Raw genomic sequence first — 13463 nt, forward strand, 5'->3', positions numbered from 1 at the left:
GGTATCCCAAGACGATTGAGTGATGAAAAAACAAGTTTTCGGAGCAGTTTCAGCCCTAGCATTCGCCGCATCTGTGCTGCCTATAGCCATCCCTAGTCTGGTACCAGCGGCTCAGGCTCAAGCGGGTTTTGTGCCGAATGCTCCCTATGTTGCCAGCGCTGGAATTGCTGGAGCTGCAGGGGATAGGCATTTTATTACCGTTGCTGTGGCTGCGTTTCCAATCAATGCTGTTGTGATTGAATGTACCAATCTGGCTGGTGTTCGTAAAGCAACGGTTACTAATCAGTTTGGTGAGAGAGTGGCAGCAACCACAGCAGTTTCTCAGAGTCCTGAAGGTGGTATGGCTCTTACGGTGACCTTGAATAAACCGGTCAAACCAGGTAATGTGCTGCGCATTGTGATGGATGGGGTAGAACAAAATCGAGAAGGGGGAGCGATGCTTTATCGAGTGTCTGCTCTGACCGACAATATATCCTATCCTTTTCCTGTAGGTACGGCAATGTTGCTGGAGCCGGTCTTGAATGACTAGAGTCCATAGGGTTGAAGGTTGTTTGGTTGAAGGTTGAAGGTTGTTTGGTTGAAGGTTGAAGGTTGTTTGGTTGAAGGTTGAATGTTGTTTGGTTGAAGGTTGAAGGTTGTTTGGTTGAAGGTTGAAGGTTGTTTGGTTGAAGGTTGAAGGTTGTTTGGTTGAAGGTTGAAGGTTGTTTGGTTGAAGGTTGAATGTTGTTTGGTTGAAGGTTGAAGATTGTTTGGTTGAAGGTTGAACGCGCACCCGTGGCCAATAGGCCAAGGTTGTTTGGTTGAAGGTTGAACGCGCACCCGTGGCCAATAGGCCAAGGTTGAATTTTGTTTGGTTGAAGGTTCAATTTTGTTTGCTGATACCTTGCAGCATTAGTATTTTTATGATATAAAATGCGTCAATTCTTCTGACCTATTCCCTGTTCCTTGATCCGAAGTTCCTTTATCCCAAGTTCCCGAATTTCTCTGTCTTTCGATATCCGAGCCAAGTACTTCAGGATTTTTTCAAAGGAGTTAAGCTAGCATCAACCAGATGGACAACTTAAAGGAGAAGTTTTATATGGGAAGCGAAGGTAATCTGATCGAGGCAGCTTGGCAAGCCCTGGAAGATTCGATTATCTATTATCAAGGACATCCCGTAGGCACAGTAGCGTCGAAAGACCCGGATATGGAAGCCCTGAATTATGACCAGTGCTTTACGCGGGATTTCGCGGTGTCGGCTATGGCATTGCTGATGAGGGGCAAGGGAGAAATTGTGCGCAATTTCTTGATCGAAACCCTAGGGCTTCAAAGCCGTGAAAAGCATATGGATTGCTTTAAGGCGGGTCAAGGATTGATGCCAGCCAGCTTTAAAGTAATACATAAGAAGGAACAGGAGTATTTAGGGGCGGATTTTGGGGAACATGCGATCGCACGAGTTGCTCCAGTAGATTCTGGCTTATGGTGGTTGCTGATTTTAAGGGCTTATGTCAAGGCAACTGGTGATCAAGCCCTTGCCCACCAGACACGGTTCCAAGGGGGAATCAAATTAGTTCTAGATCTGTGTCTGACTAAGCGATTTGATCTGTTTCCCACGATGTTGGTGCCGGATGGTGCCTTCATGATTGACCGACGGATGGGAGTTGATGGGTATCCGTTGGATATTCAAGCCCTATTCTACACTGCGTTGCAGGCGGCGAGTGAGTTATTGTTGCCAGAGGATGATTATGTTCCTGTGGTCAAGGAGCGCTTGGGTCATCTGACTTATCATATTCGGAATTACTATTGGTTGAATTTAGACCGCCTCAAGGAAATCTATCGCTACGATGTGGAAGAGTTCGGTGAAGCGGCAATCAATAAGTTTAATGTCTATGCTGACACTATTCCTGATTGGCTAATGCAATGGTTGCCAGATTCAGGGGGATATTTTGTGGGTAACCTTGGACCAGGGCGGATGGATTTTCGCTTTTTTGCCCAAGGTAATTTAATGGCAATTATTACTTCCCTAGCTACTGAAGAACAATCCCAAGCCATTATGGACTTGATCGAGGAACGGTGGGAGGATTTAGTGGGAGAAATGCCCATGAAAGTTTGTTTTCCGGCTTTGGAAGGTCGGGATTGGCAAATTATCACAGGTTGTGATCCCAAAAATACTCCTTGGTCTTACCATAATGCGGGGAATTGGCCGTTCTTGTTGTGGGAATTAGCAGCAGCAGCACAAAAAACTGGCAAATCTGAACTGGCCCGTAAAGCCTTAACCATTGCTTCCCAATGCCTGCTTAAGGATAACTGGCCAGAGTACTATGATGGTAAAAATGGTCGCCTGATTGGCAAGAAAGCCAGGAAAGTTCAAACCTGGACAATTGCTGGATTATTAGCAGCACAACAGTTGATAGATAATCCTGAACATCTTAACTTAGTCAGTTTTGAGGACACTGCTGTGATGATTTGCTCTATGGATATTGCGGAAATTGTTGCCATGAACAAATAACTTTAAATTAATTTAAACTAACTTAATTTAACTTAAACTAAATTAAAATTGGTACTTGGTTAGTACCAATTTTAATTTAACAATTGCCAAAATTACCAAGTACCAAGTACCAATGACTAATGACTAATGACTTGGGACGAGAAATTTTACCAGCAGCAGTTAATCAACCGTTGGGATGCTGCCCATGAGCTCAAAACTACCCCCAGTTGGATCCAGCAATTAGTATGGGCGGCTGACCAATTTATAGTCAACCGCCCCTTAGTAGATGCACCTGATGATAAAACGATTATGGCAGTGTATCCTTGGTTTGGGGATTGGGGGCGTGATACCATTATTACCCTGCCAGGATTGACCCCATAGCTAATCACCTCCAAGCTGCTTGTGTAGGGAGCATTAGTGAAATTTTCGACGGGGATGCCCCCATGACCCCACGAGGGTGTTTTGCCCAAGCTTGGAGTGTAGCAGAAGTGCTTCGTGCTTGGTTGCTGATCTCAAATTGGAATAATTACCCATAAGTGAAGGGCTACAGGGGAATACGGGGACACCTGACAGGGGTAGGTTTTTTACATTTGGGTCGGGAGTCGGGAGTCGGGAGTCGGGAGTCGGGAGTCGGGAATCGGGATAAGAAATTTGAGTGTACCTCGTAATAATTGATAATTGGTAATTGATGATTGGTAATTGATAATTGCTAATTGCTGATTGCTAATTAATAATTAATAATTATTAATTGGTAATGCCTAATTAGTAACTGGTCAAACTATACTTGATGGCATCAACCTTTAACTAACTAACCTTCAACCTTCAACTAACTAACCTTCAACCTTCAACTAACTAACCTTAAACCTTCAACTAACTAACCTTAAACCTTCAACTAACTAACCTTAAACCTTCAACTAACTAACCTTCAACCTTCAACTAACTAACCTTCAACCTTCAACTAACTAACCTTCAACCTTCAACTAACTAACCTTAAACCAAATCACAACTAAGCTAAAAATTTTAAAAGCGATGTAGCTGGCCTGAGTTATGAATGAAGAATATCAAAGACTGGAAGAAGCTCGAAATCACATTATCCAGTGGAAACGCTGGGGGCCTTACCTAAGTGAGCGACAGTGGGGAACAGTACGGGAAGACTATAGCCCGGATGGACAAGCATGGGATTATTTTACCCATGACCAGGCGCGATCGCGTACTTACCGTTGGGGCGAAGATGGTATTTTGGGTATTTGTGATGATCAACAGTATTTGTGTTTTGCCCTAGCGTTATGGAACGGCAAAGACCCGATCCTTAAAGAACGGATTTATGGTTTAACGGGCACTGAAGGTAATCACGGGGAAGATGTTAAAGAGTATTATTTCTATCTAGATAGTACTCCTACCCACTCCTACATGAAGGGATTGTACAAATATCCCCAAGCTGAGTTTCCCTATACTTGGCTAGTCGAGGAAAACCAACGTCGGGGACCGCAAGCACCAGAGTTTGAACTGCTGGATACAGGGGTATTCCAGGAAAATCGTTACTATGATGTATTCCTAGAGTATGCCAAAGCCTCGGCGGAGCAAATTCTAATCCAAATTACTGCCATTAATCGAGGACCAGATCCTGAAACCCTCCATATCCTACCTACTCTATGGTTCCGCAATACTTGGTCTTGGAATGCTAATTCTCCCAAACCCTTAATCAAGGTTGCTAAATCTGATCAGCAATTCAGTGTCCTGGAAGCCTCCCATCCCACATTGGGACAACGCTGGTTTTACTGTGAGGGTTCACCAGAATTATTAGTTACTGATAACGAAACCAATTATCAGCGCTTGTTTGGGGTAGAGAATCAGTCTGCCTATGTTAAAGATGGCATTAACAACTATGTGGTTCACGGTGACAAGAATGCCGTCAATCCTAGCAAAGTCGGCACAAAAGTTGCTCCCCATTACCGATTTACTATTGGTGCTGGGGAGACTCGGGTGATTAAGCTGTGGCTGAGTGATGCTCCCAATATCCCCCAACCCTTTGGCAGTGAGTTTTCACGGATTATTGCCACCCGTCGCTCAGAAGCAGATCAGTTTTACCATGCGATCGCACCACCCGGACTCAATGATGATCAGCGTAATATTCAGCGTCAAGCCTTCGCAGGACTTTTGTGGAGTAAACAGTATTATTACTACAACGTAGAAACCTGGCTCAAGGGTGACCCCAATCAACCCCCACCTCCACCAGAACGCGTCAAAGTCAGGAATCAGCAATGGAATCATCTCAACAATGCCGATATTATTTCGATGCCCGATAAATGGGAATATCCCTGGTTTGCGGCCTGGGATTTGGCATTCCACTGCATCCCTTTAGCAATGATTGATCCAGATTTTGCTAAGAATCAACTTGACTTAATGACGCGGGAGTGGTATATGCATCCCAATGGGCAAATTCCCGCTTATGAATGGAACTTTTCAGATGTTAATCCTCCCGTGCATGGGTGGGCAACCTGGCAAGTTTATCAGCTGGAAAAACAGTTCCATGGAAAAAGCGATCGCCAGTTTTTAGAACGGGTCTTTCAAAAGCTTCTGCTTAACTTTACCTGGTGGGTTAACCGGAAAGATTTCGACGGCAACAATGTATTTGAAGGGGGGTTTTTAGGTTTAGATAATATTGGAGTATTTGACCGCAGTTCAGAGCTTCCAGTCGGCGGGTATATTGAGCAATCTGATGGCACCAGCTGGATGGGAATGTACTGTCTCAATATGCTCACTATTGCCCTAGAATTAGCGTTAGAAAACCCTGTCTATGAAGACATGGCTACTAAGTTTTTTGAACACTTCCTCTACATTGCTGCTGCTATGAATAATATTGGGGAAGATGAGACGCAATTGTGGGATGAAGAGGATGGCTTTTTCTATGATGTGCTCCACTTACCTAATCAGGAACAATTGCGCCTGAAAGTACGCTCCATGGTAGGATTAATTCCTCTGTTTGCTGTCACTACTATAGAACCAGAGACGCTCAATAAACTTCCGAGTTTTAAAAAACGATTGGAGTGGTTTATTCAACATCGCCCTGATCTCAAACGCAATGTTGCTTGTATGGAAACTAAGGGAGTAGGCGAAAAGCGGATGCTTGCTCTATGTTATCTGACTCTTGGAAAAGTGGTAGAAAGTGATAAATTCCGCCGCATTCTGAGCAAGTTATTGGATGAAAATGAGTTTTTAAGTGACTATGGTATCCGAGCCATTTCTAAGTTTCATAAGGATAATCCTTATCGATTCTATGTCAATGATCATGAACATCGTGTAGACTACGAACCCGCTGAATCTAGTAATGGGTTATTTGGGGGAAATTCTAACTGGCGTGGTCCAATTTGGATGCCCCTTAACTATCTCTTAATTGAATCTTTGCAAACGTTCCATTACTATCTAGGAGATACGTTTAAAGTGGAATGCCCTACAGGGTCAGGTAATCTGATGACCCTTGGGGAAGTTTCTGTAGAACTATCCCAGCGTCTGATTCGGATTTTCCAGAAAAATCAATCCAGTCATCGTCCTATTTATGGCAAAATTACTGAATTTAAAACTGATCCGAATTGGGACAATTTAATTCTGTTCTATGAATATTTTCATGGCGATAGCGGCTTAGGAATTGGAGCAAGCCACCAAACTGGTTGGACTGGATTAATTGCCAAACTGATCCAACAATGTGCTGACTATAGTGAGTCTAAATGATTTCTGGACAATACTTTTATTTAAGACGTCAGTGGTAGGGTGCGTTATTAACCCATCCTACCGGTATAGTTATTACATAACTCTGGCTCAATTAAGTAGGTGGGCATAAATAAACGTTAAATTGTGCTACGGTGCTATAGTGCTATAAGAGCTCATTGTCTAACTATGAAAACATTAAGTAACTTCATTTGTGTCGTAGTAATTTTTGTATTATTTTTGTTGACTTTCCCTCAAAGCAATCTCGCATCATCATCTTGTCCAGTAGAAGGCCAAACCATGTCTAAGGTTGAACTCTATTTTGGTTTAAACATCCCTGGTGGCGGAAAAGTGGAACCTCTAGTATGGCAAAAGTTCCTTGATAATGTAATAAGCCCTCGATTTCCAGATGGGCTAAGCATTGACAAAATATCAGGACAATGGCGAGATGCTAAAACAGACAAGACAATACAGGAGGAGTCCCGTATGGTGATGATCCTTTATAAGCGCTCTGCAAAGGCAGAGCAAGCTATTGAAGATATCCGTGCCGCCTATAAGTCACAATTCCAACAAGACTCAGTTATGCGTCTTGATGAGATAAACTGTGTCTCATTTTGAATCGATGGTACATCTGGACAGGATATAATTCATTGAAACTAGGGTAAGCGCAAGAAAAAATTGCCCATAATGTGCATTGGATGGATATCGGTTGATCGTGGCTCGAAACCCCTATAATCTAGTAGAACTGTACTCGCAATAGAATTAATTTGTTGAGAATGGCGCGGTTTTTTTATCAATAAGCCTAGGCTTATTGATTCTTGCGCTTACCCTGTCATTTAAACTTTGCTATTGTCAACGTCTATGTCAAGTTTCATTGCTAAAATAACAGATTGGTTGAATCGGATTCCAGGGCGTGGTTACTTATTGATCGCTATCCTAATTTTTGCAGCAGCGAATTCCGTCATTCGTAAGCTGACTGAACTAGGTGCAGATAATTTAATTGATGGTAGAAATCCTATTTCGTTCTGTAATGTTTTGTTTGTTGGCAATCTTTGCGCGTTGCTAGGGTTGATTGCTATTTATGGGCGACAGTGGAATTTTCGATCCCTAAGACAACTGTCTGGAACAGATTGGTTAGGGTTACTGGGTGTCTCAGTTTTGTCAGGAGCACTGGCACCATCTCTGATATTTATCGCTCTTGAGCGCACTGCTGTTAATAATGTAGTGCTGATTGGACGCATTGAGCCTCCTCTTGCTTTGGCTTTGTCAGTTTTACTTCTCAAAGAACGGGTAAATCGTTGGGTGATAGCTGGTGCGATTGTTTCATTTATTGGTGTCATCCTGACTATTGTGCTTCAGCCTCCCCAGGAAAACATGATTACTATGGCGGGAGGCTTTAGGATTGGTGTCGGTGAATTGATGGCAGCAGCAGGTGCGATCGCATTAGCAATTTCTACGATTATTAGTAAAGTGAAACTGCGCCAAATCCCTTTGGGAATCTTTACGGTGTTCAGAACCGCTACAGGTACAGTGATTTTCTTTGTTGTGGTGATTAAGTTATTTGGAGTAGGTCACTTTATGAATGCTTTCTCACCGTTTGTGTGGCAATGGATGATCCTCTATGGGGCTGTGATTGTAGTAGGGGGTCAACTCTGTTGGTTTAAGGGTTTGAAGACTACTACTGCATCCGATGTTTCTCTGGCCAGTTCCTTTAGTCCAGTAGCGGGCATTTTAGCAGCTTACTTGATTCTCTCAGAAGTACCAACAATAGCTCAGTATATTGGGGGTGCTGTAATTATTTGCGGCATTCTCCTAAATCAAATTGGTATTTCTCGCAAACTTCCTAAAACTGATACTCTAATTGTGAGAGCATCGACTAAAGAAATGCAAGTCGGGTTTAAGGGAGTCTAAATGTAAGCATATGCGCTACGCGCACGCTGCTTGAGGTGCCGTCAGCATTCAGCCGTCAGCCTTTAGCTGAAGCTACTTGAGGTGCAGACTTAAATCAGATTAAATGAAGGTTACCTGTTTGATTGAAAAGCTGTTATCGTAGCTTACCCATAGCCCATAAGCTGATAGCTGATAGCTGATAGCTGATAGCTTAAGTATGAATTCTGGTTAAAAATAAAAAAATGATGTTAATAAAACCAAAATTTAAACGTTGGTTGATTTAACCATTAAATTAAACTTTTTTAAACATTGGATATGGGGAATTTTCAACCTTGACTTACATCAGCATCACCACCGATCGATTGGAACTTATTGCCGGTACACCAGAACTGGTGCAATCAGAAATGACTCCCTCACGGTTTACTGCTTTAATTGATGCTCACATTCCAAAAACTTGGCCCCCAGAAGGCCATCATGCTGGCACTATGGAATTGACTGCACAACGGTTAAGGGAGGGCTCGGATCAGATTGGTTGGTGGTGCTGGTATTTTGTTCTTCTAGACAAGAGCAAAAATGAACGAAAATTAATCGGTATTGGTGGTTTTAAGGGACAAGCTACCCCGGATGGTATGGTAGAAATTGGCTATTCTGTGCTACCAGAGTTTCAAAGGTTTGGATACGCTACGGAAGCAGTTAATGCACTGATTAGTTGGGCATTTTCCCATGTGACAATTGAGGTAGTGATAGCAGAGACGTTACCGGAATTGATTTCATCTATCCGAGTTTTGGAAAAAAATGGATTTATTAAGATTGCTGGAGGGTCTGAACCTGGAGTGATTAAATTTATGCGATTAGCCCGAAGGGCTACGCTACGCGATCGCGTCATGGTTTGGTAAATCTTTAGAAGTATTAACATGCTTATGTTAATAGTTATAGAGTAAGCTATCAGCTTATGCGCTACGCGCACGCTTGGCCTTGGCCGTTGGCCACGCTACGCGAATGGCCACGCTTCGCGAACGCGAACAGCTATCAGCTATCAGCTAATGGGCTACGTGCATGGTACTTGAGGTGCCAAAGGCCAAGGCTTGACCGCTCACAACTGACTACTAAACACTGACTACTGACTACTGATGGCTGACGGCTGAATGCTTACGTTATAGAGATGTCAGTATGGAGATGTCACTATGGAGATATCGGCAAAATTTGCTGAAAGAGTTACCGAGCGCTTGATGGCTGGGATATTAACGTTTCCTGATGGTCAAGCTTGGGTAATTGTAGTTATCTTAATTATGATATATGGTTTAATTGCTTTACCGATTGGTTTACGTAATGGCTTTCTGCAACTAGATCAAAACTTACTTACTATTGATCAATCCCCATTATACCCCTTCTCAAAAACAACTGATCATGATACCCCATTATCCCCTTTATTGAGGGAAACTGATTTAAGTGCGGTTAATGTCAAAACCTCTTGGCCTATAGTGCTAAAGATTATGATAACTGCTCTGTTTACGCCAGCAATAGCTGAGGAAATATTTTTCCGGGTTTTATTATTACCTCATCCCTCAGAAAACCCTTCATTAATTTCAATATTCGCTTGGTCTACAGTCAGTGTAGTCATTTTTGTTATCTATCATCCGCTGAATGCTATCACCTTCTATCCGGCGGCACGGGAAACATTTTTTAAACCTATTTTTATATTTCTAGCCACACTTTTAGGAATTAGTTGTACTATTGCTTATCTTCAAAGTGGCTCCATCTGGACAGCTGTAGTCATTCACTGGTTGTTTGTTGTGATATGGCTGATTTGCTTGGGTGGAAAGAAGAGACTTTTGTAACTTAAGCTATCAGCTATCAGCTATCAGCTATCAGCTATCAGCTATCAGCGTTTTTCATAACTATGAGGTACACAGGTTTTTTTCCCTACTCCCTGCTCCCTACTCCCTACTCCCTGCTCCCTGTTCCCTTTGCTATAGCACTGACGCACTCAGGACTTAGAGAAATTCCATGAACACTGAACTATTTGCGATTATTGCCCTATTTATCCTCGGTTTTGGTTTAATTTCTGGGCGCATTGAGAAAAGTATAATTACGCCACCGATGGCTTTTGTTATCTTTGGACTTTTATTGAGTCCGCCATTATTGGGTTTATTGAATCTGGAGGTAGAGCATGAATTTGTTCGGATAATTGCTGAATTTACCTTAATTCTGGTTTTATTCACTGATGCTTCTCGGATTAATCTTAAACTGTTGCGTCGAGACTACAATTTACCGGTACGTTTGTTAGGTATTGGTCTACCGCTGACAATTATCCTAGGAACAATTGTGGCAGTACTGTTGCTTGGAGGTAGGTTAGAATTCTGGGAAGCAGCAGCCTTGGCAACAATTCTGGCTCCCACTGATGCGGCTTTAGGACAAGCGGTGGTCAGCAGCCCTCGTGTTCCGATTTGTATTCGTCAATCCCTCAATGTTGAAAGTGGTTTGAATGATGGTATTTGCTTACCGATTCTATTAATTTTCCTCTCCTTAGCTGGAACAATGGAAGGAACGGGAACAGCAAGCTTTTGGTTTCGCTTTGCTGCGATGCAAGTGATTCTAGGGCCAATCCTTGGGGTAGCAGTTGGCTATATTGGCGGTTGGTTGGTGTCACAGAGTGTTCGCCGCAAGTGGATTACTCATAGTTTTGAAGATTTATCGGTATTAGGACTGTCCTTATGCGCTTATGCGATCGCAGAATTAGTGGGGGGAAATGGTTTTATTGCGGCGTTTTGTGCTGGCTTAACCCTAGGGAATACGGCTCCATCAATTTGTGATTGTTTGTATGAGTTTGGAGAAGCAGAGGGACAGTTGCTGGTGCTGCTGATTTTTATGATTTATGGCTCAATGATGGTGTTTCCTGCTCTGGATGAGGTGAGTTGGCAGATTGTATTGTACGCCATTGCTACTCTGACCATTGCTCGGATGGCAGGGGTTGCTATTAGTGTGATTGGCATGAAGTTGCGTTGGTATACTATCTTATTTCTGGGCTGGTTTGGACCGAGGGGAGTGGCTTCAATATTATATGGTTTACTAATTTTAGAGGGGGATGGAATTCAGGGTAGTGAAGTGATGTTTAGCACTATGGTAGTGACTGTTTTGATCAGTGTGTTTGCTCATGGTTTAACGGCTTTTCCAGGAGCTAACTGGTACGGTAAGCGTATGGCAAGATTTAAAGCTACCCATCAGATCCCAGAATTGATGCCACGGTCGGAAATGCCTGTTCGTTTATCTTGGCGTAAATGATAGGGAGTAGGGAGTCGGGAGTCGGGAGTCGGGAGTCGGGATTAGGGAGTCGGGAGTAGGCAAGCTAGCAATAGTTTTGGAACTTTGCAAAAGGTCTTATTAGTAGACTACCAAATCTAACAGGAGCGGGATTTATTGTAGCCCTTGAGAAGCACCGAAAATCAGCTAAATAACGTTAAAAATTATTGGGAACAGTATAAACATTATTCAACATTATTCAACCTCCCAACCTCCCAACCTTTAACCTCCCAACCTTCAACCTTCAACCTCCCAACCTTTAACCTCCCAACCTTCAACCTTCAACCTCCCAACCTTCAACCTTCAACCTCCCAACCTTCAACCTTCAACCTCCCAACCTTCAACCTTCAACCTCCCAACCTTCAACCTTTAACCTCCCAACCTTCAACCTTTAACCTCCTAAGCTTGGCCTATTGGCCACGCTACGCGAACAACCTTTCATATCACAAAATTACTAGCATCATGTAGCTCAACAACATCAACATTTTCTAGAACCAGAAATATCTGACTTCCATCTGAGTTAGTATTTAAAGAAGGAAACGGAAATTCCTGTTCTAATTCCCTGAAAACCCCTTGATAATTGCTGTCATCAGAGCCATCTTTGTCAAACAAAATAACAGCATAATTGTCCTCTGAAGCAAAACTCAGAAAGCCCTGATTAATCGCATCCGCATAATTAGCAACTGTAATTCCGTTATTATTAAATAACTCAGTAAGAACAATTTTATCACTTCCCACTTCAAAGTCGGTGATCTGATCGCCAGCATCTCGCTCTGAGGTGTAAACAAACTGATCATTACCACCACCACCAGTGAGCAGATCTCGACCTTGGAAACCAGTGATAATGTCATTGTTATCAGTACCAGTCAGCTTCTCACTACCTGCGGTGCCATTGATAATAGTTGGCTCAGGTAAGGTCAAGGGAGCCAAAATTAGGTCATTGTCGCTAGCTTCCTCAGCAAACTCACTCTTTATCTTTACATCGACAATTGGTAACGTTTCTGTATTCGTTATTTCTGGCGTTAGGTTACCGGATGTAGCACTAATTGGTTCAGTAGACTGGAGTTCAAAGTTACCGAAACTGTAGCTAAGTACCCCTGTTACAGTACCGAGCTCGTCACCCACATTAACCATAGGAGAGGTGCCATTCAATAGAGTGTCATCAATCTGAATTCGCTCTGGATTGAAGTCACCGTCACTAATAGCAATGCCATCACCTGGAACCGCCCAAATTTCACCAAAGCTATTGGTAGCAGAAACCGCTACAGCATTATTGATTTGCACCCGCATCCCTTCTAGGCTTTCGTAGAAGTCAGTTAAATCATCATCATCAATAATTTCTGTAGGTAGTGTACGGTCTTCACCGATAACCACTGCAGTAGGTAAAGGGTTGTTCGATGATAAGACCCTAATATTAGTTAGGTTAGTAATTTGAGTCAGGGTTAAGTCATTGGAACGGTTACTAGGCCGAAATTCTTCGACATCACCACTCACTTGCACTTCGTCACCGATTCTGACTGTAGGAGTAGAATCGGTAAAGACAAAAATTCCGTCTGAGGTGGCATCATTATTATCTCCATAAGGGTCTTGTAGGTAAAAGCCGTTGCTCGCTACCCCAGTCACAATACCTGTAGTGGCGACAGACTGACCAACAAATGGTGATATATGACCTTCACCTTGGATGTCGTATATGGAACGTATGATTAGATTTGTCATATAGCTATCTTTCTGTTTACAACTAACTAGTAATTTCAGGGTGTTGTCTTGGCTTTCAAACCAACGAATCTTTAGCTATTAGCTATTATTTCAGCGGTCACCTATCAGCGTTCAGCGAATCTATGCAATCCCTGATCAATAAACAGAGTAGAGACTTTATCTATTTTTAGATATTCTTATATAGCGTTTATTATTGTTATGAGGTATACAATATTTTTTACCTCTTACCTCTTCGCTCTTCCCTTTTCCCTGCTCGGGAGCAGGTCAAATTTGCTGAAACATTAGTACTATTTTTTAGTAGAGCAAGCTTAAACCCATGAGGGGGCTATAGATAATGTACAAATATTCATCCAGGACTAGCTCCCCTGAAGACCTATTACCTATT

General features: G+C 42.7%; 14 protein-coding genes. 12 read left to right on the forward strand and 2 right to left on the reverse strand.

What is annotated here, in order from left to right:
* The first annotated feature begins 22 nt into the window (after positions 1 to 22).
* Positions 23 to 529: a hypothetical protein gene (locus tag F6J99_RS03095; protein ID WP_293111663.1), complete on the forward strand. Its 507-nt coding sequence runs from the start codon at positions 23 to 25 to the stop codon at positions 527 to 529.
* On the opposite strand, the gene F6J99_RS03100 is transcribed toward F6J99_RS03095, so the two are convergent.
* On the reverse strand, positions 526 to 837 hold the full coding sequence (locus F6J99_RS03100; protein WP_293111664.1) for a hypothetical protein: 312 nt from the start codon (positions 835 to 837) through the stop codon (positions 526 to 528). The genes F6J99_RS03095 and F6J99_RS03100 overlap by 4 nt on opposite strands.
* A gap of 214 nt (positions 838 to 1051) precedes the next feature.
* Between F6J99_RS03100 and F6J99_RS03105 the strand changes: the two genes are divergently transcribed.
* From F6J99_RS03105 to F6J99_RS03155, 11 genes are all read left to right on the forward strand, one after another.
* Entirely contained in the window at positions 1052 to 2488 is a 1437-nt protein-coding gene (locus F6J99_RS03105) for a glycoside hydrolase 100 family protein (RefSeq protein ID WP_293111665.1), read from the forward strand.
* Between the two features lie 126 nt (positions 2489 to 2614).
* The gene (locus tag F6J99_RS03110) at positions 2615 to 2848 is read left to right on the forward strand and encodes an amylo-alpha-1,6-glucosidase (RefSeq protein WP_293111666.1); all 234 of its coding nucleotides are present in this window, start codon (positions 2615 to 2617) and stop codon (positions 2846 to 2848) included.
* A 41-nt stretch (positions 2849 to 2889) separates the two neighbouring features.
* Positions 2890 to 3003, forward strand: a complete 114-nt coding sequence (locus F6J99_RS03115) for an amylo-alpha-1,6-glucosidase (RefSeq protein ID WP_229424469.1) — start codon at positions 2890 to 2892, stop codon at positions 3001 to 3003.
* 511 nt (positions 3004 to 3514) lie between these two features.
* Positions 3515 to 6196 (forward strand): glucosidase, encoded by a 2682-nt coding sequence (locus tag F6J99_RS03120; protein WP_293111667.1) that lies wholly within the window; start codon positions 3515 to 3517, stop codon positions 6194 to 6196.
* A 165-nt stretch (positions 6197 to 6361) separates the two neighbouring features.
* Positions 6362 to 6790 carry a DUF3574 domain-containing protein gene (locus F6J99_RS03125; RefSeq protein WP_083305243.1) on the forward strand — a complete coding sequence of 143 codons (429 nt, stop codon included), beginning with the start codon at positions 6362 to 6364 and terminating at the stop codon, positions 6788 to 6790.
* 231 nt (positions 6791 to 7021) lie between these two features.
* Positions 7022 to 8083 (forward strand): DMT family transporter, encoded by a 1062-nt coding sequence (locus F6J99_RS03130; RefSeq protein ID WP_293111668.1) that lies wholly within the window; start codon positions 7022 to 7024, stop codon positions 8081 to 8083.
* A 311-nt stretch (positions 8084 to 8394) separates the two neighbouring features.
* Positions 8395 to 8958, forward strand: a complete 564-nt coding sequence (locus F6J99_RS03135) for a GNAT family N-acetyltransferase (RefSeq protein ID WP_293111669.1) — start codon at positions 8395 to 8397, stop codon at positions 8956 to 8958.
* 56 nt (positions 8959 to 9014) lie between these two features.
* Positions 9015 to 9179 carry a hypothetical protein gene (locus F6J99_RS03140; RefSeq protein WP_293055420.1) on the forward strand — a complete coding sequence of 55 codons (165 nt, stop codon included), beginning with the start codon at positions 9015 to 9017 and terminating at the stop codon, positions 9177 to 9179.
* A 67-nt stretch (positions 9180 to 9246) separates the two neighbouring features.
* The gene (locus F6J99_RS03145; RefSeq protein WP_293111670.1) at positions 9247 to 9900 is read left to right on the forward strand and encodes a CPBP family glutamic-type intramembrane protease; all 654 of its coding nucleotides are present in this window, start codon (positions 9247 to 9249) and stop codon (positions 9898 to 9900) included.
* A 169-nt stretch (positions 9901 to 10069) separates the two neighbouring features.
* On the forward strand, positions 10070 to 11344 hold the full coding sequence (locus tag F6J99_RS03150) for a sodium:proton antiporter (protein ID WP_293111671.1): 1275 nt from the start codon (positions 10070 to 10072) through the stop codon (positions 11342 to 11344).
* A gap of 144 nt (positions 11345 to 11488) precedes the next feature.
* Positions 11489 to 11830 carry a hypothetical protein gene (locus tag F6J99_RS03155; protein ID WP_293111672.1) on the forward strand — a complete coding sequence of 114 codons (342 nt, stop codon included), beginning with the start codon at positions 11489 to 11491 and terminating at the stop codon, positions 11828 to 11830.
* Here the strand turns inward: F6J99_RS03155 and F6J99_RS03160 are convergent.
* Complete coding sequence (locus tag F6J99_RS03160) at positions 11801 to 13078, reverse strand: hypothetical protein (protein ID WP_293111673.1); 1278 nt, start codon at positions 13076 to 13078, stop codon at positions 11801 to 11803. The genes F6J99_RS03155 and F6J99_RS03160 overlap by 30 nt on opposite strands.
* Between the last annotated feature and the right edge of the window lie 385 nt (positions 13079 to 13463).

Source organism: Moorena sp. SIO4G3, from assembly GCF_010692305.1.
GTDB lineage: Bacteria > Cyanobacteriota > Cyanobacteriia > Cyanobacteriales > Coleofasciculaceae > Moorena > Moorena producens_A.